25 protein-coding genes and 1 tRNA gene are annotated in these 19,843 nt (G+C 69.7%); 9 read left to right on the top strand and 17 right to left on the bottom strand.

Annotated features, from left to right (window positions below; translation table 11 throughout):
* Positions 1–932: 16S rRNA (cytidine(1402)-2'-O)-methyltransferase (rsmI, locus tag ACK42S_RS06935; RefSeq protein ID WP_409704862.1), on the top strand; the 932-nt coding region annotated here is incomplete at its 5' end.
* Between the two features lie 3 nt (positions 933–935).
* Here the strand turns inward: rsmI and ACK42S_RS06940 are convergent.
* The 3 genes from ACK42S_RS06940 to ACK42S_RS06950 form a co-directional block, all read right to left on the bottom strand.
* Positions 936–1,814, bottom strand: a complete 879-nt coding sequence (locus ACK42S_RS06940) for a septal ring lytic transglycosylase RlpA family protein (RefSeq protein ID WP_409704864.1) — start codon at positions 1,812–1,814, stop codon at positions 936–938.
* 88 nt (positions 1,815–1,902) lie between these two features.
* Positions 1,903–2,433 carry a DUF2062 domain-containing protein gene (locus tag ACK42S_RS06945; protein ID WP_409704866.1) on the bottom strand — a complete coding sequence of 177 codons (531 nt, stop codon included), beginning with the start codon at positions 2,431–2,433 and terminating at the stop codon, positions 1,903–1,905.
* A 58-nt stretch (positions 2,434–2,491) separates the two neighbouring features.
* Positions 2,492–2,567: transfer RNA gene (locus ACK42S_RS06950), tRNA-Arg, on the bottom strand.
* A gap of 133 nt (positions 2,568–2,700) precedes the next feature.
* Here ACK42S_RS06950 and ACK42S_RS06955 point away from each other — a divergent pair.
* Positions 2,701–3,246, top strand: a complete 546-nt coding sequence (locus tag ACK42S_RS06955; protein WP_409704868.1) for a c-type cytochrome — start codon at positions 2,701–2,703, stop codon at positions 3,244–3,246.
* 45 nt (positions 3,247–3,291) lie between these two features.
* Here the strand turns inward: ACK42S_RS06955 and ACK42S_RS06960 are convergent, their stop codons facing one another.
* Genes ACK42S_RS06960 through purU form a run of 4 tightly spaced genes read right to left on the bottom strand, consistent with a single transcriptional unit; the run spans position 3,292 to position 6,197 of the window.
* Positions 3,292–3,846 (bottom strand): DUF2946 family protein, encoded by a 555-nt coding sequence (locus ACK42S_RS06960; RefSeq protein ID WP_409704870.1) that lies wholly within the window; start codon positions 3,844–3,846, stop codon positions 3,292–3,294.
* Positions 3,847–3,860: 14 nt separating this feature from the next.
* Entirely contained in the window at positions 3,861–4,856 is a 996-nt protein-coding gene (locus ACK42S_RS06965; protein WP_409704872.1) for a YheT family hydrolase, read from the bottom strand.
* A gap of 3 nt (positions 4,857–4,859) precedes the next feature.
* Entirely contained in the window at positions 4,860–5,297 is a 438-nt protein-coding gene (locus tag ACK42S_RS06970; RefSeq protein ID WP_409704874.1) for a YybH family protein, read from the bottom strand.
* Between the two features lie 15 nt (positions 5,298–5,312).
* Complete coding sequence (gene purU / locus ACK42S_RS06975) at positions 5,313–6,197, bottom strand: formyltetrahydrofolate deformylase (protein ID WP_409704876.1); 885 nt, start codon at positions 6,195–6,197, stop codon at positions 5,313–5,315.
* A 71-nt stretch (positions 6,198–6,268) separates the two neighbouring features.
* Between purU and ACK42S_RS06980 the strand changes: the two genes are divergently transcribed.
* From ACK42S_RS06980 to ACK42S_RS06990, 3 genes are all read left to right on the top strand, one after another.
* The gene (locus ACK42S_RS06980) at positions 6,269–6,895 is read left to right on the top strand and encodes a sigma-70 family RNA polymerase sigma factor (RefSeq protein ID WP_409704877.1); all 627 of its coding nucleotides are present in this window, start codon (positions 6,269–6,271) and stop codon (positions 6,893–6,895) included.
* Positions 6,892–7,569: an anti-sigma factor domain-containing protein gene (locus ACK42S_RS06985; protein WP_409704879.1), complete on the top strand. Its 678-nt coding sequence runs from the start codon at positions 6,892–6,894 to the stop codon at positions 7,567–7,569. Before ACK42S_RS06980 ends, ACK42S_RS06985 begins: the two co-directional genes overlap by 4 nt.
* A gap of 109 nt (positions 7,570–7,678) precedes the next feature.
* A complete protein-coding gene (locus ACK42S_RS06990) occupies positions 7,679–8,224 on the top strand; it encodes a DUF3455 domain-containing protein (protein WP_409704881.1) in 546 nt (181 codons plus the stop codon).
* A gap of 1 nt (position 8,225) precedes the next feature.
* On the opposite strand, the gene ACK42S_RS06995 is transcribed toward ACK42S_RS06990, so the two are convergent.
* The gene (locus tag ACK42S_RS06995) at positions 8,226–8,543 is read right to left on the bottom strand and encodes a hypothetical protein (RefSeq protein ID WP_409704883.1); all 318 of its coding nucleotides are present in this window, start codon (positions 8,541–8,543) and stop codon (positions 8,226–8,228) included.
* An 84-nt stretch (positions 8,544–8,627) separates the two neighbouring features.
* Here ACK42S_RS06995 and ACK42S_RS07000 point away from each other — a divergent pair, with 84 nt between their 5' ends.
* Positions 8,628–9,356, top strand: a complete 729-nt coding sequence (locus tag ACK42S_RS07000) for a mobilization protein (RefSeq protein WP_409704885.1) — start codon at positions 8,628–8,630, stop codon at positions 9,354–9,356.
* Positions 9,357–9,495: 139 nt separating this feature from the next.
* Here ACK42S_RS07000 and ACK42S_RS07005 read toward each other — a convergent pair whose 3' ends face one another.
* The 8 genes from ACK42S_RS07005 to ACK42S_RS07040 form a co-directional block, all read right to left on the bottom strand.
* On the bottom strand, positions 9,496–9,702 hold the full coding sequence (locus ACK42S_RS07005; protein ID WP_409704887.1) for a zinc-finger domain-containing protein: 207 nt from the start codon (positions 9,700–9,702) through the stop codon (positions 9,496–9,498).
* 11 nt (positions 9,703–9,713) lie between these two features.
* Entirely contained in the window at positions 9,714–10,637 is a 924-nt protein-coding gene (locus ACK42S_RS07010; RefSeq protein WP_409704889.1) for a branched-chain amino acid transaminase, read from the bottom strand.
* A gap of 37 nt (positions 10,638–10,674) precedes the next feature.
* Complete coding sequence (locus ACK42S_RS07015; RefSeq protein WP_409704891.1) at positions 10,675–11,079, bottom strand: hypothetical protein; 405 nt, start codon at positions 11,077–11,079, stop codon at positions 10,675–10,677.
* A gap of 54 nt (positions 11,080–11,133) precedes the next feature.
* Entirely contained in the window at positions 11,134–12,654 is a 1,521-nt protein-coding gene (locus tag ACK42S_RS07020; protein ID WP_409704893.1) for a BCCT family transporter, read from the bottom strand.
* 150 nt (positions 12,655–12,804) lie between these two features.
* Positions 12,805–14,172, bottom strand: a complete 1,368-nt coding sequence (gene radA / locus ACK42S_RS07025) for a DNA repair protein RadA (RefSeq protein WP_409704896.1) — start codon at positions 14,170–14,172, stop codon at positions 12,805–12,807.
* 22 nt (positions 14,173–14,194) lie between these two features.
* Positions 14,195–14,566, bottom strand: a complete 372-nt coding sequence (locus tag ACK42S_RS07030) for a hypothetical protein (RefSeq protein WP_409704898.1) — start codon at positions 14,564–14,566, stop codon at positions 14,195–14,197.
* Between the two features lie 12 nt (positions 14,567–14,578).
* Complete coding sequence (locus ACK42S_RS07035; RefSeq protein ID WP_409704900.1) at positions 14,579–15,058, bottom strand: acyl-CoA thioesterase; 480 nt, start codon at positions 15,056–15,058, stop codon at positions 14,579–14,581.
* Between the two features lie 17 nt (positions 15,059–15,075).
* Positions 15,076–16,137: a calcium/sodium antiporter gene (locus tag ACK42S_RS07040; RefSeq protein WP_409704902.1), complete on the bottom strand. Its 1,062-nt coding sequence runs from the start codon at positions 16,135–16,137 to the stop codon at positions 15,076–15,078.
* Positions 16,138–16,268: 131 nt separating this feature from the next.
* Here ACK42S_RS07040 and ACK42S_RS07045 point away from each other — a divergent pair, with 131 nt between their 5' ends.
* Genes ACK42S_RS07045 through ACK42S_RS07055 form a run of 3 tightly spaced genes read left to right on the top strand, consistent with a single transcriptional unit; the run spans position 16,269 to position 19,301 of the window.
* The gene (locus ACK42S_RS07045) at positions 16,269–18,272 is read left to right on the top strand and encodes a helix-turn-helix domain-containing protein (protein ID WP_409704904.1); all 2,004 of its coding nucleotides are present in this window, start codon (positions 16,269–16,271) and stop codon (positions 18,270–18,272) included.
* On the top strand, positions 18,269–18,964 hold the full coding sequence (locus tag ACK42S_RS07050; protein ID WP_409704906.1) for an AzlC family ABC transporter permease: 696 nt from the start codon (positions 18,269–18,271) through the stop codon (positions 18,962–18,964). Before ACK42S_RS07045 ends, ACK42S_RS07050 begins: the two co-directional genes overlap by 4 nt.
* Positions 18,957–19,301 (top strand): AzlD domain-containing protein, encoded by a 345-nt coding sequence (locus tag ACK42S_RS07055; RefSeq protein WP_409704908.1) that lies wholly within the window; start codon positions 18,957–18,959, stop codon positions 19,299–19,301. Before ACK42S_RS07050 ends, ACK42S_RS07055 begins: the two co-directional genes overlap by 8 nt.
* 177 nt (positions 19,302–19,478) lie before the next feature.
* On the opposite strand, the gene ACK42S_RS07060 is transcribed toward ACK42S_RS07055, so the two are convergent.
* A partial coding sequence (locus tag ACK42S_RS07060; protein WP_409704910.1) for an alanine racemase C-terminal domain-containing protein occupies positions 19,479–19,843 on the bottom strand: 365 nt, incomplete at its 5' end.

Genomic DNA, 19,843 nt, shown 5'->3' on the forward strand with positions numbered 1-19,843 from the left:
AGAACACCCCCTCTTCCTTTTTGTCTGATGCGTCGTTGTGGCGGGGTTCGCCCCCCCTCTCTCCCGGTGCCCAGCAGTATCCTGCCGGCGCACTGTATGTGGTGGCCACGCCGATCGGCAACCTGGCCGACCTGAGTCTGCGCGCCCTGCAGGTGCTGCACACGGTCGAGGCGGTGGCCTGCGAGGACACGCGCCACACCGCACCGCTGTTGCGTCACTACGGGATCGACAAGCCCTTGCTGGCCGTGCACGAGCACAACGAACGCGAGGCGGCGCAGGCCGTGATCGAACGGCTGCGCGCGGGCGAGCGCGTGGCCTATGTGAGCGATGCCGGCACGCCGGCCGTCTCGGACCCGGGCGCCCGTCTCGTCGCGGCCGTGCGGGAGGCCGGTTGCGGCGTGGTGCCTGTTCCGGGCCCCAGCAGCGTCACGGCGGCCCTGAGCGTGGCGGGCGACGTGCGCTCGGCGGGCTTTTGCTTCGTGGGTTTCCTGCCCGCCCGGCCGCGCGAGCTCGAGCAGGCCGTGCGCGCGATCGCGGCGCGGCCCATGAGCCAGGTGGTCTTCGAGTCGCCGCACCGCATCGAGACGCTGGCGCGCGCCCTGGCGCAGGCCTGCCCGCAACGCCTGCTCACCGTGGCGCGGGAGCTGACGAAGCAGTTCGAAACCATCGTGACCTTGCCGACACATTCGTTTCCGGACTGGCTCGCCGGCGACCCCCACCGCCGCCGCGGGGAGTTCGTGCTCGTGCTGCATGCCCCGCAGCAGGCCACGGGCGAGGCCGACGAGGCGCTTGCACGCGCCGAACCGTTGCTGCAGGCCCTCGTCGAGGTGCTGCCGCTCAAGCAGGCCGTGGCCCTGGCGGCCGAGCACACCGGCGCGCCACGCAAGGCGCTATATGCCCGCGCGCTGGCGCTGCGCGGATCGGCGCCGTGAGAGTCAGCGCTGCACGATCACCGGCACCAGTTGCAAGGCCTCGCGGATGCGTTCGGCGGCCGCGAGCGCTTCGTCGCGACTGGCATAGGGGCCGGCCTGCAGGCGGTGCAGCGACGCCTCGGTGACGATGGTGAGCCGCGGGGCCAGCCACGCCACCTGGGCACTGACCTGGCTCAGGAAATGCTCGGCCCCGTCACGCTGGCGGAACGCGCCGAGCTGCACCCAGTGGAGGGGTTCGTCGGCCACGGGGGGCGGCCGGGTGAACGGCTCCGGCGCCTCCACAGGGCCTCGCGGCCAGCGTCCGGCGCGGATCTCGGCATGGGTGATGCGCTCGACCTCGACCTCGGCCTGGCCTTGCTGCACGAAACCCAGTCGGTGCGCCGCGGCATAGCTCAGGTCGATGATGCGTCCGCCGACGAAGGGGCCGCGGTCGTTGACGCGCACGATCACCTCGCGGCCGTTGGCCAGGTGGCGCACGCGGGCATAGCTCGGGATGGGCAGGGTGGGGTGCGCGGCCGTCATGGCGTACATGTCGTAGCGCTCACCGCTGGACGTGGGCCGGCCGTGGAACTGGCGGCCGTACCAGGAGGCCAGGCCGCGCTGGCGATAGGGCAGGTCGGCCGTTTGTGGCGCGTAGTGCCGGCCGAACATGACGTAAGGACGGTTGGGGCCGCTGGCCAAGGGTTCGATGCGCGGCACGGCATCCGGGATGCGGTCGAGTTCGGCCGCCGGGCGCTGGCCCGGTCCGTCGCCCTGGTCGTAGCCGCCGCTGCGCGGTGTGGAGGAACAGCCGGCGAACAGGGCCAGCACCAGCGCGGCGGCCGGCAGCCCCAGGCGCAGGCACGGCCCGCTCGGCCGGACGGGAAGGTGGGCAGCGCACATGGGTGCGTAGGGTAGCGCAGGCCGGGGCGCCGCCCGTGCGCAGCCGCTCACGCCGGAGCGCCCGGCGTGACAGGTGTCGCACGAGTTGTTAGCGCCGCCGCCTGCCGCGGCGGCGCCACCACACGGCCAGCGTCCACAGCACGTGCACCGTGGCCCAGGCCACGACCCCGCCCACCACGGCGAACACGGCCAGCCCCAGGAACAGCGGCTTGCCGACGGCCTTGGCATGGTCGATCCAGGAGCGCTCGTCCTGGGCCTGCACCGCCTCGATCAGCGCTTCGGCCTGGTCGGGTTCGATGTTTGCGCCCAGCAGCGCTGAGCCCGTGCGGTAGGCCAGCACGAAGATCGGGGCATAGGTCAGCGGGTTGGACACCAGCGTGGCAGCGGCGGCCACCGGCAGGTTGGCGCGCAGCAGCACGGCAAACACCGCGGCGCCCAGGATTTGCAAGACGGGGATCAGGAAGCCGAAGAAGACGCCGAGTCCGGCCCCGAGGGCGACCCGCCGGCGGTTGAGCTGCCACAGCCAGGGCCGGCGCAGCAGGGGCCCCATCCAGCGCAGCGAAGGGTGCGCGCGCAGGGTATCTTCGGTGGGGATCCAGCGGCGGAGGAACTGGCGCATGGCCACACCATCATGCCATCGGGCGGCGCATCCGCCGTGACCCCGGCGGGGCCTTGGGTGGCGCGCCCGGCTGGAATCGAACCAGCGACCCTTGGCTTCGGAGGCCAATACTCTATCCACTGAGCTACGGGCGCGTGAAACGCACATTCTAGCAGCCGCGCCGCGCCGCCTGTAAGGCGGCCGTGCGCTCGCTTATAATCGATGGGTTTTGCGCTGCCGACCGCTGTGGCGCTTTGACGTCCGGTTCGAAGCCGAGGAATTTCTTACATGAGCGACAACGCACACTCCCACGACGAACACGACGCCCCCCACGAAGGGCCGGTCAAGACGCCCAAGCAGCTGGTCCTGGCGGTGATCTTCTCGTTCCTGGTGCCCATCGTGGGCATCATCCTGCTGGTCAACTTCGTGGCTTCGGGCAGCAAGACGGGCGCGGGCAGCGATGGCTTCTCGGAGGAAGCGATCGCTGCGCGCATCCAGCCCATCGGCACCGTCGAGCTGCGCGACGCCTCGGCGCCGCGCGTGCTCAAGAGCGGCCAGGAGGTGTACCAGGCTCAATGCGCGGTGTGCCATGGGGCCGGCGTGGCCGGTGCGCCCAAACTGGGCGATGCCGCGGCCTGGGCGCCGCGCGTGGCCACGGGCTACGAGGCCCTGCTCAACTCGGCGCTGAAAGGCAAGGGTGCGATGGGCGCCCAGGGCGGCGGCGAGTTCACCGACCTGGAGATCGGCCGTGCGGTGGTCTACATGACCAACAACTCCGGGGCCAATCTGCCTGAGCCCAAGGCACCGGCGGCCGAGGCGGCCGCCTCGCAGTAAGGGGCGCAAGCCCCATCCGAACAAGCCGGCCGCGGGCCGGCTTTTTTACGCCGGCAAGGAGGCGGCAGCGGCCTGGGGGCTGAGCACATAGCCGTAGCGGCCGGGCAGGTCGGCGGCACGCACGTCCCGTGGCTGCCACCACCCATCCTCGATCGCCTGGGCGGCATCGTGCATGTCCTGGCTGTGCACCAGCCCCGGGCCCAGGTCGGTGACGAGGTAGAGCCGGCCGGCCTCGTCGACAAGGCATTCGCGCACCTCGGCCACGTCGTGCCCCGTGTGGCTGCTCACCGCTGGAGGCTGGGCCGGCCCGCGGCTGCGCAAGCGCCACACCCAGGGTGTGGACTCGAGCTCCACATACACCCGCTGGGGTCCGTTTTGGAAGTACCACTGGCCCTGCTCGTCGGCCTCGTAGTTGCGGTGGATGAACTCGCGCAGCTTGTCGTGCGTGATGCGGCTGCCCTTGACCTGCGGGAAGGGGCCGGCAGCCTGGATGCACTCGTCGCGCATGTACCAGTGGCCGCGGGCGTCCAGCGCCAGCCAGCCGCGGCAGGCGGGCACGTTGGGCCACTTTTTCAGCGCGGCTTTGACGATCTCATCCATACCGCAATGATCGTTCAAAGCTGCTCGTGCAGCCAGCCCGTCACCGCCTGCGGCAGGGTCATCACATGGCCGGGCAGCCGGCCAGCCGGAAAGCCCACATGGCCGCCCTGCGGCGGCTGCCACAGTGTCACGCAGGCGCCCACCTCGTGCGGCTTGGGCAGGCTGTGGGCGGGCACGAAGGGGTCGTTGAGGGCATTGAGCACCAGGGCGGGGACGCGGATGCGGTGCAGGTGGGGCTTGGACGAGGCCCGCGCCCAGTAGTCTTCGGTGTTGCGAAAGCCGTGCAGCGGCGCGGTGAAGACGTTGTCGAACTCGTAGAGGTCGCGCGCGGCCAGCAGGCGCTCGCGGTCAAAAAGCCCGGGGTGCTGGGCGAGCTTGCGCAGGGCCTTGGGTTTCATCGTGCGCAGGAACATGCGCGTGTAGACGAGCCGGTTGAAGCCGCGGCCGATGGCCGCGCCCCCGGCGGCCAGGTCCAGCGGCGAGCTGATGGCGCACACCGCGCGCACGGTCTGCGCGGCCGTCTCGCCGGCCTCCTCGGCCCATCGCAGCAAGGCATTGCCGCCCAGCGAGATGCCCACGGCCAGCATCGGGCCGCGGTGGGCGGTGCGCAGGCGCTGCAGGATCCAGCCCACCTCCTCGAAGTCGCCTGAGTGATAGGCCCGCGGCGCCAGGTTGAGTTCGCCCGAGCAGCCGCGGAAGTGCGGCACCGCGTAGTGCCAGCGCCGTTGTCCGGCGCAGTGGGCGAAGGCCTCGGCATAGTGGCTGCGCGAGGAGCCTTCCAGGCCGTGGAAGAGCACGAGCAGCGGCGCGTCGGCGCACGGGGCCTGGGCCGCCCCGGTCAGGCGGTCGACGTCGATGAAGTCCCCGTCGGGGGTGGTCCAGCGTTCGCGCGCATACACGGGCCGCGGCCCGACGAAGCGGCGCGAGAACAGCGCGGGCCAGATCGTCTGGACGTTGCCGCCGACCGGGCCCGGGCCGGCCAGCCAGCGCGGGGCGCGGTAGCTCTCCATCGTTCAGTGCAGCGTGGTGGGCGCCTCGGAGACTTCGGCGGGTTCGCGCGGCGTGCCGGGGCTCGCATGGTGGCAGACCATGCGCCAGCCCTGGGCCGTCTTCACGTAGACGTTGGTGGCGATCACATGGGCCGAGCGCGGGCCGTCCTCGGTCATCACGCGCACCTGCTCGACCACGCTGTGCACCGCGCTGTCGTGCGTGTGCACGCGCCGCACGCGTTCGGGCTGGGCCTGGATGCTGCCATGGGCGAACATGGCCTCGAACTGGGCACGGATGGCGCCCAGCCCCACCAGCCGCGGCCCGCCGGGATGGATGCACACGACCTCGTCATCATCGGCCCACACGGCTATCAGCTTGTCGATGTCGCCTTGTTGCAAGGCCTCGTAGAACTGGGCCTCGGTGTCGTCGGGCGAAGCCAGGGGCGCGAGCGGGCGGGGCATGGAGGCTGTCCTGGCTTACTTGAAGACGATGGTCTTGTGGCCGTTGAGCAGCACGCGATGCTCCACATGCCAGCGCACCGCACGGGCCAGCACCACGCATTCGACGTCGCGGCCCACAGCGGTGAAATCCTCGGGGCTGAGCGTGTGGTCCACGCGTTCGACGTCCTGCTCGATGATGGGGCCTTCGTCGAGGTCGGCGGTGACGTAGTGGGCCGTTGCGCCAATCAGCTTCACACCGCGGTCGTGGGCCTGGTAGTAAGGCTTGGCCCCCTTGAAGCTGGGCAGGAAGCTGTGGTGGATGTTGATCGCGCGGCCCTTGAGGAATTCGCAGAACTCGGGGCTGAGGATCTGCATGTATCGCGCCAGCACGACCAGGTCGATGTCGTGCTCGGTGATGAGCTGCTCGATCTGGCGCTCTTGCGCTCGCTTGGTTTCATGCGAGGCGCCGGTGGGCAGCGGCAGGTGGTGGAAGGCAATGCCGTAGCTGGCGGCCAGCTCGGCGAAGTCGGGGTGATTGGACACGATGGCCGGCACCTCGATGGGCAGCAGGCCCGAGCGGTGGCGGAACAACAAGTCGTTGAGACAATGGCCATGCTTGCTCACCATGATGAGCACGCGCGACTTGCGCGACAGCGCATGGAAAGAGGCCTGCATGCCGAATTGTTGGCGCACATGGGCAAACAGCTTGTCCAGTGTGGCCACGTCGGCCAGGTGCTCGGGCGCCTCGAAGTGCACCCGCATGAAGAACAGGCCGGTGCCATCGGGGCTTTGCACGTCGCCGAACTGCTGGGAGTCGAGGATGTTGCAGCCGGCCTGATACAGCAGGCCCGAGACCGCATAGACCACGCCCTTGGTGTCCTTGCACGACAGGGTGAGGATGAATTCCTGGGTTGTGTTCATGTTGGCTTTCAGACCCCGCCGATTGTACGGAGGCTGTACGCCGGCGGCCTGCCGCGGCACAATGCGCCGCCATGACCGCCCTGTCGGATTCCCACTGGAGTGAGCGCAGCCAGGAGCTGGGTCGCCTGCTGGCCGAGACGGCGCTGGGCCGCCGGTCCGCCTTTGCGCAGCTGTACCGGCTCACCGCGTCGCATCTGCTGGGCGTGATCCTGCGTATCACCGGGGAACGCACCCAGGCCGAGGACGTGCTGCAGGAGGTCTACCTGGCCGTCTGGAAGGCGGCGGGCAGCTTCGATGCGACGCGCAGCCAGCCGCTGACGTGGCTGACCAGCATTGCCCGCCACCGTGCCATCGACAGCTTGCGGCGGGCCCAGGCCCGCCCCCGCTTCAGCGATGAGGGTGCCTTCGACGACGAGCAGGACCACCGCGACGTGTACGACGAGCATCCCGACCCCCAGCCCGGCCCGGCCGAGCTGCTGCAGCGCGCCATCGAGGCGCGGCTGCTGCAGCGCTGTCTCGGGGGGCTGTCGCCCGACCAGCAGCACAGCCTGGCACTGGCCTACTACCAGGGGCTGTCGCACAGCGAGGTGGCCGAGCACCTGGGTCAGCCGCTGGGCTCGGTGAAGTCCTGGATCCGTCGGGCGCTGCAGTCGCTCAAGACTTGCCTGGAGCGGCTCGCACCGGGAGGGCTCGCATGATCGCGCTGCGCCCCGAGGTGGCCGACCGGCTGGCGGCCGAGTACGTGCTGGGCACGCTGCGTGGCGGGGCACGCCGGCGCTTCGAGACGCTGATGGGAGCCCATCCGATGCTGCGCGCGGCGGTGGTGCGCTGGCAGGACCGGTTGCAGCCCTTGTCCGAGGTGGTGCCGCCGGTGACGCCGTCCGAGCGGGTCTGGCGCACCATCGAGGCCCGGCTGGACGGCACGGCCGCCGTGCCGGCGCGAGGCCGCCTGTGGGGGGCGCTGGCTTTCTGGCGCGGCTGCTCGGTGCTGGCCACCGCGGCGGCCGTGGTGATGGCGGTGCTGCTCATGCAGCCCACGCCGATGCCGCCGCCGGTGGTGGTGGTGCTGGCCGCCCCGCAAGGGGCCAACACCTTCGTGGCCAGCCTCAGCCCCGATGGCCACAGCCTGGTCGTGCGGCCCCTGGCGGCCGTGCAGGTCGAGGCTGGGCGTGCGTTGGAACTGTGGGCCGTGCCCGGCCAGGGGGCACCGCGCTCGCTGGGGCTGATTCGCTCGGACCAGCCCACGGTGGTGCGGCGCCGGCTGGAACTGCCGGCCACCGCGGCGCTGGCGGTCAGCCTGGAGCCGCCGGGCGGCTCGCCCACCGGTGCGCCCACCGGGCCCATCCTCTACACCGGCCGCGTTTCGCTTTGAGCCGCCGTCGTCGTGCATCCGCACGGCCTTCGATTGCGTACAGGACGACAGCCGGGGCATGGCCTTGTCATGCCCGGCCTTGTCCTTGTCTTACCGATCGGAGACTTCCATGCACAAGACCGTCCTGCTGTCCCTGGCCTCGCTCAGCCTGGCCGCCTGCGGATCGATGACCTCCGCGCCGATGGCGAGCGCGCAGGTCGACAACATGAGCCTGCCGCCGGAGATCCGCGTGCCCGCGGGCGCACGCCAGACGATGCACACCGTGGGCATCGGCGAGATCACCTATGAATGCCGGGCCAAGGCCGGTGCGGCCGGCCAGTTCGAATGGGTCTTCGTGACCCCAGTGGCCACGCTCTACGACATGCAACGCAAGGTGGTGGGCAAGTACTACGGCGGCCCGACCTGGGAGGCCAACGACGGCTCGAAGGTGACCGGCAAGCAGCTCGCGGTGGCGCCGGCCGGCGCGGGCAACATCCCGCTGCAGCTCGTCCAGGCGAACCCGGCCATGGGCATGGGCGTGATGCAGGGCACGGCTTACATCCAGCGGTTGAACACCCGCGGCGGCGTGGCGCCCGCGCAAGCCTGTACGGCGGCCCATCAAGGCGAGCGCCGCCAAGTGTCTTATCAGGCGGATTACGTGTTCTACGCCCGCTGAGTCAGCGCCCGAGCACCACGGCGTGGCTGTCGCAGCCGCGCCCGGCGGCGATCCAGCGCCGCAGCCACGGCGCAATCCAGGGCCACAGCGTCTGCAGGGGCCCCGGCAGGTGGCGCTGCGGGCGTGTCAGCGCCCCGCAGCGATACCGATGAGCGCTGGCGTCCCAATGCAGCGCCCGACAGCGGCCGCGGCGGCGCCGGCTGAGCACTTGCCCCAGCGGGCAGGGCTCGGCCGCACAACACACGCCGCAGCCATTGCAAGGCTGTCCGGGGTGGGGTTTGGCCGGTGCGTGGGCTTGTAGCAGGATGACGCGCGGCATGCTGGCATCATCGCGGGTGGGACGCTGGCGCGATCGGGTGAAAAAGCCCGAGCGACCGGCTCAAACTGCAAGGAGATCGACCGCATGACGCAGATCCCAACCCTGGAGGTTGCACCCAAGTCCGTCATCCACTTGGTCGGCGGCGAGAAAGGCGGCGTGGGCAAGTCCCTCGTCTCGCGCCTTCTGGCCCAGTATTTCATCGACCACAACCTGCCCTTCGTCGGCTTCGACACCGACCGCTCGCATGGTACCTTCATGCGCTTTTACGCCGGTTATGCCTCGCCGATGACGGTCGAGCGCTACGAGGCGCTGGACGCCATCATCGAATCGGCCATCGACCACCCCGGCCGGCGCGTGCTGGTCGATCTGGCCGCACAGACCCATGCGCCGCTGGTGAAGTGGATGGACGAATCCGGCGTGCTCGATCTGGCCGACGTCTCGGACCTGGCCATCTACTACTGGCATGTGATGGATGCCGGCAAGGACTCGGTGGACTTGCTCAAGAAGCTGCTCGACCGCTTCGGGCGTCGCTTGCAATACGTGCTGGTGCTCAATCAGTTGCGCGGTGACGACTTCAGCCAGCTCGAAAGCTCGGGCGAACTGGAGCGCGCGATCGCCCTGGGGGCCAGGCACATCACGATCCGGCGGCTGCACGATTCGGTGGCCCAGAAGATCGACGCGGCCAACATGAGCTTCTGGGCCGCGCGCAACACGAGCGGCGGCGACGGCAGCAGCCTGGGCCTGATGGAGCGCCAGCGCCTGAAGCTGTGGATGAACCACGCCTACGCCGAACTCGACCCGCTGAAGATCTGATCGGCCGGCGGCCGGGGCGCCGCCCAGGATGCGCGCGCGCGGAGCTCGTACAGCGGCGGCACCAGGCGCGACAGCGGGATCAGCGCCGCGCTGAGTCTCCCCGCCCGCCAGCCGAGGGGGGCGGGCCGAGGTGCCGGTCTCAGTGGCCGTGGACCTTCTCGCCGGCCTTGAGCCGGTAGACCGTGCCGCAATAGGGGCACTTGCCCTCGCCGGTGGTGGCCACGTCGATGTAGACCTTGGGGTGGGCACTCCACAGCGGCATCTTCGGGTTGGGGCAGAACACCACCCCATGGCCCTGCAGGTCCCGGGCCGACAGCTCGACGACGTCGACAGGTTTGCTGCTCATCGCCAATGTCCTCAGACCAGGGTCAGCCATTCGGCGTACTTGGGGTTGCGGCCGTTGACGATGTCGAAGAAGGCCGTCTGGATCTTCTCGGTGATGGGCCCGCGCGCGCCTGCGCCGATCTGGATGCGGTCGAGCTCGCGGATGGGCGTCACCTCGGCCGCGGTGCCGGTGAAGAAGGCTTCGTCGGCGATGTAGACCTCGTCACGGGTGATGCGCTTTTCCACGAGCTTCAGACCCAGGTCCTGGCAGATCGCGAAGATGGTGTTGCGCGTGATGCCGTTGAGCGCGCCGGCCGACAGGTCGGGGGTGTAAACCACGCCGTCCTTGATGATGAACAGGTTCTCGCCCGCGCCCTCGGAGACGAAGCCGGCCGCATCGAGCAGCAGGGCCTCGTCGTAGCCGTCGTCGGTGGCCTCCATGTTGGCCAGGATGGAGTTGGTGTAGTTGCTCACCGTCTTGGCCTGCGTCATCGTGATGTTGACGTGGTGACGGGTGTAGCTGCTGGTCTTGACGCGGATGCCACGCTTCAAGCCTTCCTCGCCCAGGTAGGCGCCCCAGGCCCAGGCGGCGATCATCAGGTGGATGGTGTTGCCCTTGGGGCTCACGCCCAGCTTTTCCGAGCCGATCCAGGTCAGGGGGCGGATGTAGCAGCTGTCGAGCCGGTTGGCGCGCACGACCTCTTTTTGGGCCTCCATCACCTGTTCGACGGTGTAGGGGATCTTCATGCGCAGAATCTTCGCGCTGTTGAACAGGCGCTCGGTGTGCTCGCGCAGGCGGAAGATGGCCGTGCCCTGGCCCGTGTGGTAGGCGCGCACGCCCTCGAAGGCGCCGCAGCCGTAGTGCAGCGTGTGGGTCAGCACATGGATCTTGGCGTCGCGCCAGTCCACCAACCGGCCATCCATCCAGATCTTGCCGTCGCGGTCTTCCATGCCCATGCAAGGCTCCTTGGGGAAACGGGGTAAAGCGGCGATTTTACGGGGCCGGGGGCGCGTCCTGCCCGGTGACTTCGGGGCGCCACAGCGTCCAGCGCACGAGCTTGCCCCCGCGGAACTCCAGCGTCACGTGCGAACCGCTCGGGTCGGTCCAGCGGTAGGCTTCCGGATCGTCGCCCACCTTCTCGCCCAGGCTGCGCGTCATCATCACGATTTTCAGCATGGGCAGGCCCTTGTGCAGCTTGGCGTGGAGCATCACAGCGCTGTCGATGTAGCCGATGGGCGCGCTGCCGGCCTGGCGCATCACGCGCACGGCTTTGTTGAACTGCAGCAGCAGCCAGAAGGTGATGGCCGAAAAGGCAAACAGCAGACCTTGCCAGCCGTATTGACGCCACGCCAGCAGGGTGAACAGGGCCGCCAGGCCCCAGCCGATCCAGGGATTCATGGCCGCGAGTCTATCGGTCGCGCCGGCCGGCCCGATGCGTAGTGCCCGCAGGCCTCACTTCTGACCGGCCAGCTCCCGCATGCGCTGGCGCAGCGCACGCTCGCGCCTTTGCTCCTCGCGCCAGTCGTGGCGCACGGCCAGCCACAGCGACACCGCCATGCCCACGATCACCACGGCAAAGGGCAGGGCGAAGACGATGGTGGCCGTCTGTACGGCCTGCACGCCGCCGCTGAGCAGCAGGCTGATGGCGATGCCGGCCACCAGCACGCCCCAGATCAGCTTGACCCGGGCCGGCGGGTTGGGATTGCCCTGGGTGCTCATCATGCCCAGCACCAGGGTGGCCGAGTCGCCCGAGGTGACGAAAAAGACCAGCACCAGCAGCGTGGCGGCCAAGGACATCACCAGGCCCAGCGGCAGGGCATCGAACATCGCGAACAGGGCCGTAGAGACGTCGGCCTGGACCGCTTCGGCCACCGGCACGCCCTGGAAGATCTCCAGGTGCAGGGCCGTGCCGCCGAACACCGAGAACCAGACGAAGCCGGCCAGCGTGGGCGCCAGCACCGTGCCGACGACGAATTCGCGGATCGTGCGCCCGCGCGACACGCGCGCGATGAACAGGCCCACGAAGGGCGACCAGCTCACCCACCAGGCCCAGTAGAAGACCGTCCAGCCGCTCACCCAGTTGCTGTCGCGAAATGGCGTGGTGCGCAGGCTCATGCGCACGAACTCGCTGACATAGGCGCCCAGGGTGGTGGTGAAGGTGTCGATCAGCGCCACGGTCGGGCCCAGCACGAAGACCATCAGCGTGAGCGCGGCGGCCACCACAAGGTTGAAGGTGGACAGCCACTTGATGCCGCGCGTCACGCCGCTCAGCGCCGAGGCGAGGAAGATGGCCGTCACCACCACGATGATGGCCACCTGGGCCCAGCGGCCCACCGGCAGCCCGAAGACGGTGTTCAGCCCGCTGTTGATCTGCAGCGCGCCAATGCCCAGCGAGGCGGCCACACCGAAGGCCGTGGCCACCACGGCCAGCACGTTGACCACTGGCGACAGGCGTTGCAGCGGTTTCCAGGGCAGGGCGTCGGTGGAGGCGCTCACGAGTGCGCTGGCGCCGCGGCGGAACTGGAAGAAGGCGATGCTCAGGCCCACCACCGCATACACCGCCCAGGGGTGCAGGCCCCAGTGGAAGAAGGCGTAGCGCATGGCCGCATTGGCGGCCTCGGGGGTTTCGGGCGCGATGCCCGGGGGCGGGGCGGTGTAGTGCGAGATGGGCTCGGCCACACCCCAGAACACCAGGCCGATGCCCATGCCGGCGGCAAACAGCATCGCAAACCACGCACCGATCGAGAATTCGGGCTCGTCGTCCTCGGCACCGAGTTTCAGGTCGCCGTAGCGGCTGAAGGCCAGCAGCAGGGCCAGTACCACCAGCGCCAGCACCACCCACAGATAAAACCAGCCGAAGTTGTGGGTGATGCTGCCCAGGGCCTCGTTGAAGAAGGCGCCCAGCGAAGCCGGCGCCAGCAGCCCCCACAGCACGACAGCCAGGATCAACCCGGCCGAGACGATGAGTTGCATGTTGTGTCCTCTTCTTGTTGCCGCAAAAAGGGCGCGATCCTAGGCATTTGTTGCATTGCAACAAATGCACTTTCGCAAAGCCGCACCACCGTACTGCGACTTGCGCCCCAGGGCAAGCGGAAGGATCTTCGACAGGAAAAGGCTGCAGGCCTAAGTGAGCGTTCGCACCAAATCGATGGCCTGCTCGACCCGCTCGACCGGATGGAGGGTCAGCCCCTCGATCGGCTTCTTCGGGGCATTGGCCTTGGGCACAATCGCCACCGAAAAGCCGAGCTTGGCGGCTTCCTTGAGCCGCTCCTGCCCGCGCGGCGCCGGGCGCACCTCGCCGGCCAGGCCCACCTCGCCGAAGGTGAGGAAGCCGCGCGGCAGCGCCTTGCCGCGCAGCGAACTCTGGATGGCCAGCATCACGGCCAGATCGGCCGCCGGCTCGGTGATGCGCACGCCGCCCACGGCGTTGACGAAGACGTCCTGGTCGAAGCAGGCGATGCCGGCGTGGCGGTGCATCACCGCCAGCAGCATGGCCAGGCGGTTGGGCTCCAGGCCCACCGACAGCCGCCGCGGGCTGGGAATGGGCGAGCTGTCCACCAGGGCCTGCACCTCCACCAGCATCGGCCGGGTGCCTTCGAGCGTGACGAGCACGCATGAGCCCGCCACCGGTGCGCTGTGGGTGGACAGGAAGATGGCGCTGGGGTTGGCCACCCCCTTGAGGCCGCGCTCGGTCATCGCAAACACGCCGATCTCGTTGACGGCGCCGAAGCGGTTCTTGATGGCGCGCACCAGGCGGAAGCTGGAATGCGTGTCGCCCTCGAAGTACAGCACGGTGTCGACCATGTGCTCGAGCACGCGCGGGCCGGCCAGCGCCCCTTCCTTGGTGACATGGCCCACCAGCACGACGGCCGTGCCGCTGGCCTTGGCCGTGCGGGTGAGGTGGGCGGCGCATTCGCGCACCTGCGCCACTGAGCCGGGCGCCGAGCTGAGCTGCTCGGAGTACAGCGTCTGGATGGAGTCGATCACCGCGATGGCGGGTTGCTCGGCCGCCAGCGTGGCCAGGATCTTCTCGAGTTGGGTCTCGGCCTGCACGCGCACCCTGGAGGCATCGAGCCCCAGGCGGCGGGCGCGCAGGGCGACCTGGGCGCCGCTTTCCTCGCCGGTCACGTACAGCGTGGGCAGCGTCCGGGACAGGGCGTCGAGCGCCTGCAGCAGCAGGGTCGATTTGCCGATGCCTGGGTCGCCGCCGATCAGCACCACACCGCCTTCGACGATGCCGCCGCCGAGCACGCGGTCGAGCTCCTCCAGGCCGGTGGGCGTGCGCTCCACGTCGCTGGCCTCGATCTCGGCCAGCGTGGTGACCGGCGTGGCCTGCGCCAAGGACTGGAAGCGGTTCTTCGACGCCGAGGCGCTTTCCGCGACGGTCTCCTCCAGTGTGTTCCAGGCACCGCAGTGGGGGCACTTGCCCAGCCACTTCGGGGTGCTGCCGCCGCACTCGCGGCAGGTGTAGATCGTCTTGTCCTTGGCCATGGGGGGCGATTGTCGCCCCGGTTCAGCGCAGGAGGAACAGCGCCAGCACTGCGCCGGCCAGCAGCGCGCTCACCCACATCAGCACGCGGGTGCGCAGGCGCAGGGTCTCGACGGCCGCCACCAGGCGTTCGTTGTGCTGGGCCAGGGCCTGGATCAGCTCGCTGCAGGTCACGGCCTCGCGGCCCATCTCGGCCACGCGCTGCTCAAGCTGGGCCAGGCGCGCTTCGGGCGAGTCCGGGTCGGCGGCGGGGCCCTCCATCGCCGCCTGGGGCGCGGATTCGTCCTGGCGCACTCGGCTCCACAACTGCTTGGCTCCGCGCACGATGGCCGGCGTGGCTTCGATCACATCCTTCCAGGGGATGATCTTGAAGGCGGCAATCCATGGAAAGGCCATCGCAAGCTCCGGTCAGGCGTTCTTGATGCCCAGGTGGCGCTGCTCCAGCTCCCGGCGCAACTGCTTGCGCAGCACGGCGGCCTCGAAACGGCGCTTCTCGTCCGGCGTGGTGGGGGTGAACGGCGGCACCGGCGTGGGCCGGCCCTCGTCGTCGACCGCCACCATCGTGAAGAAGCAACTGTTGGCGTGGCGTACGACCTGGGTGCGGATGTTCTCCGTCACCACCTTGATGCCGATTTCCATCGAGGAGTTCCCCGTGTGGTTCACCGAGGCGAGGAAGGTGACGAGCTCGCCCACGTGGATGGGCTGACGGAACATCACCTGGTCCACCGAGAGCGTGACCACGTAGCGCCCGGCGTAGCGGCTGGCGCAGGCATAGGCCACCTGATCGAGCAGCTTGAGGATGGTGCCGCCGTGCACATTGCCGGAGAAATTGGCCATGTCCGGCGTCATCAGCACGGTCATCGAGAGTTGGTGGCTGGGCAGGTCCATGCGGCGGGTGGGAGTGGTCAGTGGGGTTTGCGCTGCACCACCATCACCGCCAGGGTGACGATGGTCAGCGGGAGCACGAAGCTCATCATGACGGTGGAATAGGCGGCCACAGCGGCATGGTGCTGGGCTGCCAGGATGAGATAGGCCGTGTAGGCCCCATAGTAGGCCAGCAACACGCCGCCTTCCCAGCGGGCGATCTCCCGGCCGGTCATGAAGATGGGCAGGCAGGCCAGCAGGGCCGCCATCATCACCCACAGATCGAAGTTCAGCACCGCCTCGGGGATGGGCAGGCCGCTGGGCGCCACCACCCCGGCCAAGCCCAGGCAGCCGAGGATGTTGAAGAGATTGCTGCCCACCACGTTGCCCACGGCGATGTCGCGCTGACCGCGCAGCGAGGCAGCGACCGAGGCCGCCACCTCGGGCAGCGAGGTGCCGGCGGCCACGATGGTCAGACCAATGATCACGTCGCTCACGCCCAGCGCCGTGGCGAAGGCAGTGGCCGCCTGCACGAGCCAGCGCGAACCGAGCACCAGCAGCGCCAGCCCCGCCAGCACCAGCAGCATCTGCACGCTCCAGTGCCGGTCCCACGGGCTGTCGGGCGCCTCGGCGGCAAACTCGCCCTGGTCCTGCGCCGGCGCCCGCCGGGCCTGCACGATCAGGAAGGCGGTGTAGCCCACCATCAGCGCCACCAGCAGGGCCGCTTCCAGGCGCGAGATGCCGCCATCCAGCGCCATCACCACCAGCACCAGCCCGGCGGCCAGCATCATCGGAACCTCCTGGCGGATGACCTGCACATGCACGGCCAGCGGCGTGATCAGTGCGGCCAGGCCGAGGATGAAGAGCACGTTGAAGACGTTGCTGCCCACCACGTTGCCCACGGCCAGGTCGGTGGTGCCACTGGCGGCCGCCCCCACCGACACCGCCATCTCGGGCGCACTGGTGCCGAAAGCCACGACGGTGAGGCCCACCACCAGCGGCGAGATGCCCCAGGACAGCGACAGGCGCGAGGCGCCGCGCACCAGGGCTTCGGCGCCGGCCACCAGGGCGGCCAGGCCAACGATGAACAGGACGATGGACATGGCGTGAACCTCCTTCCCTGAATGCAATGCGGCGCCATCGTGCCATGAAAGCCGGCTGCGGATGCCGTCCGACAGAACGAACCCGGTGTTCGTTATAATGAACTCACGCCAGCATCTCTCAGGGAGGCCTCGTGAGCACCGTCTCAGCCATTGGCAGGAATCTGCTGCGGTTCCGGGAGCAGCGCGGGCTCACACTGGCGGGCCTGTCCGAGCGCAGCGGGGTGGCCAAATCCACCCTCTCGCAGCTCGAAAACGGCGAAGGCAATCCCACGATCGAAACCTTGTGGGCGGTGGCCAATGCCCTGGGCGTGCCCTTTGGCCATCTGGTCAACGAGGAGCTGAGCGACGGCGGCGAGCTGTCGGGCCAGGGGGTGATCGTTCGATTGATCGAAAAATCAACCGACGATCCGGAGATCGAGGTCTATCTGATCGAACTCCTGCCGGGCTGTCGCAAGGACTCCGCCCCGCACCCGGAAGGGGTGAAGGAGCGCATCACCGTGCTATCAGGCGCGATGCTGGTGGGGCCGGCCGATCGGCCGCGCATGGTGCGGGCGGGCGACACCCACGCCTTCGACGCCGATGTGCCGCATGTGTACGCGGCCACCGAGCAAGGCGGGCGGGCCATGGTGGTGATCGAGTATCCGCGCAAGACCTATTCGGCAAGCGCCTCCACGCTCTACCTGGAGTGGCCGCAGGCGCCGGGTGCCTGGGAGGGGGTGCGCAGTGTGATGGAGCGCGCCTTGCTGGAGGTGTCCAATGGCCTGGGCGCGCGCATCCTGCGCCTGCGCGGCGAGCCGCTCCATGGGCGGGATGGCCTGCTCACGCTGCGCCAGATGCTGCAGGAGGCCACCGCCGGCCCCTGGCGCTGGCCGGTGTTGGCGCTGGTGGACGACGACGCCCAGGGGCCCTATGTCGGCGTGGTGCCCATGCCTTTGCCCGGGGCCTTCACGCGGCCCGACCAGGCGCCGGCCGCCTGGGCCGAAGGCGCCTTGGCCGCGGCAGCCACCCGGCTGGCCCGGCTGGCCGAATCGCCCTTCATCGAGCTGACTGCACCTGAGACGGCGGCCATCGAAGCCCATCTGGAGGGCCACAGTTGGGTGCTCAACGGCCTGGCGGCCGAGGTGCTGCTGCAGCGTGGCCGTCTGTGCATGCCGCGGCAGCTGCATCGCGTGCGCCCTGCCCCGGCCGCGACGTGGCGCGGTGGCCGGGAGGGGCCGTTCTCCAGCCGCATCGACGTGGAGCAGTACGACGGCTTCGAGCTGCTTCACCCGGCCTATGCCCGCCAGGTGGTGGCCGCCGCACAGGACATTGCCAGCTTCGCCGGACCGCAGCCGGCCTTGCAGGCCATCGATGTGGGCACCGGGCCGGGCCTGCCGCTGCTGATGCTGCATGAGCTGCACCCGGGCTGCCGCTTCCTGGCCGTCGAGCCGGACGAGGCGGCATTCGCGTGCCTGCAGCGCAACGCCCAGGGGGTCGAAGGCCTCGAGCTGCACCACGGCGGCTTCCTCGAACTCGACCTGCCCAGCAGCGAGACACCGCTGATCACGTCCTTCGGCGCTTCGCACCATTTCAACACCGCCTTCATGCTGCAAAAGGCGCTGCAGCTGCTGCAGCCCGGCGGCCTGCTGGTGGTGGCCGACGAATTCCTGCCGGAGTTCGGCAGCGTCGATGAACGCAACCTCGCCCTGGTGCGCCACCACAGCGCCTACCTGCTGGCCAGCATGGCCTGGGTGGGCGAGCCGCAGGCCTGCGAAGGGGGGCTGGACCTCAAGCTCTACCGCGATTTCCGACGCTCCATCACCATGGCCATGGTGGCGGCCACCGAGGGCAAGTCCACCCAGGCCGTGAGCCTGTGCCGCCACCTGTATGCGCGCTTGTGCGAGTCCGGTGTGCGCGAGCGCCCGGTGCATGAGATCGGGGCCTTCGTGCGCTTTTACTGGCTGGAGCTGCAAGCCATGGTGGCCGGCTTCGACTACGAAGTCGAGCGCAAGACCTTTCCCCGCCGCTTTGCCGGCCTGGCGGCGCTGGCCGGGCTCGAGCTGCGCCGCCACCGCCGGGTGTTTGCCACCGCCGGCAGCGACGACTGGGGGGGTGGCACCCACGTCTTCACTTTCAGCAAACCGGGCGGCGCATGACCTCCCTCGTGTGGCGCGGCTTGGGCGACAGCCTGGCCATCGCGGCGGGCTATGTGCCCGTGGCCTTTTCCTTTGGGCTGGCGGCCGTGCAGATGGGCCTGGGGGCCGCATGGGCCGTGGCCATCTCGGCCATCGTCTTCGCCGGGGCCAGCCAGTTCGTGCTGGTGTCCCTGCTGGCCGCGGGGGGTGGGCCGCTGGCGGTGGTGCCCACGATCTGGCTGCTCAATGCCCGCCACCTGCTCTACGGCCGGGTGGTGGCCGAGCAGCTGGCACAGGCGCGCCCTGCCCGCGTGCGTCCGACCCTGGCCTTCGGCCTGACCGACGAAGTCTTCGCCTGCGCAGCCGCACGGTTGCCCACCCTGGCCCCGCAGCAGCGTGCGGGCTGGCTGGCCGGGCTGCAGGCCGGGGCCTACGGCGCCTGGATCGCCGGCACCTGGCTGGGGGCCGAGACCGGCGCCCAGCTGGTCGACCGGGTGCCCCTGCTGCGCGAGGCCTTGCAGTTCGTGCTGCCGGCACTCTTTCTGTCGCTGCTGCTGCAGATGGGGGTGCGCGGGCGGGGCGGGGCACTGTGGGGGGCGGCTGGCGTCACGCTGCTGGGCCTCGCCCTGGGCCCGGCGCATGTCGCCATCCCCGCCGGCATGCTGGCCGGTGCGACCCTCCAACTGCTGCAGGCGGGGGGCGACCATGAGTGAGGCGGGCTGGACGCTGCTGCTGACCGTGCTGGCCTGCGGGCTGGGCACCTTCGTGCTGCGCGCGCTGCCCTTCTGGTGGGGGTTGCGCCAGAGCGCCGAGCGCTCGCACTTCATCCGCCGCTGGTCCTCGGCCATCGGCCCGGCCGCCATCGCGGCCTTGCTGGTGGCCTCGCTCTTTCCGCTGCTGTGGCCCACGTCCGGCCCCACCCGCGCCCTGCCCACCGCCGTGGCCCTGGGCGCCGTGATCCTCCTGCAGCGCCTGCGCGGCGGGCTGGCGGCGCCCACACTGCTGGGGACGGCGGTGTATGCGGTGATGCTGTGGTGGTGGCACAGTTGATGCAGCAAACCCAACCGGAAGCACAACGACAACGCCTTGCAGCCGGGGCGGGGAGGCCGGTGATGGGCCGGCCGGTTCCGCCACTGGCGCCATGGCAGGTAGAGCCCGCCCAGCCACAAGCGGCTCGTCAGCACGAGCAGCAGCCACGCCATCGGGCTCGTGCCCGGGCGCTCGTGCTCACCGCGCCTGCGGCCACAAATCGCGTACCGTCACCGGCACACGCGGAGCCAGCGCACACATCAGTTCATAGGCCACGGTGTTGGCGGCCATCGCCACCTCGTCGATGGGCAGCACGCTGCCGTGGGGGCCCTGGCCCCAGAGCGTGACTTCGGCGCCCAGATCGGCGTGCCGGCCGGCCTGTTCCACCGGGGTGAGGTCGACGGTGAGCATGTCCATGGACACGCGGCCGACCACCCGGGTGGGCACGCCGTCCACCAGCACCGGGGTGCCGGTGCCGCAGTGGCGCGGGTAGCCGTCGGCATAGCCGCAGGCCACCACGCCGATGCGCATCGGATGGGGGGCGGTGAAGGTGCTGCCGTAGC

Origin of the sequence: Caldimonas sp., assembly GCF_046289365.1 — a bacterium.
Taxonomy (GTDB): domain Bacteria; phylum Pseudomonadota; class Gammaproteobacteria; order Burkholderiales; family Burkholderiaceae_C; genus Caldimonas.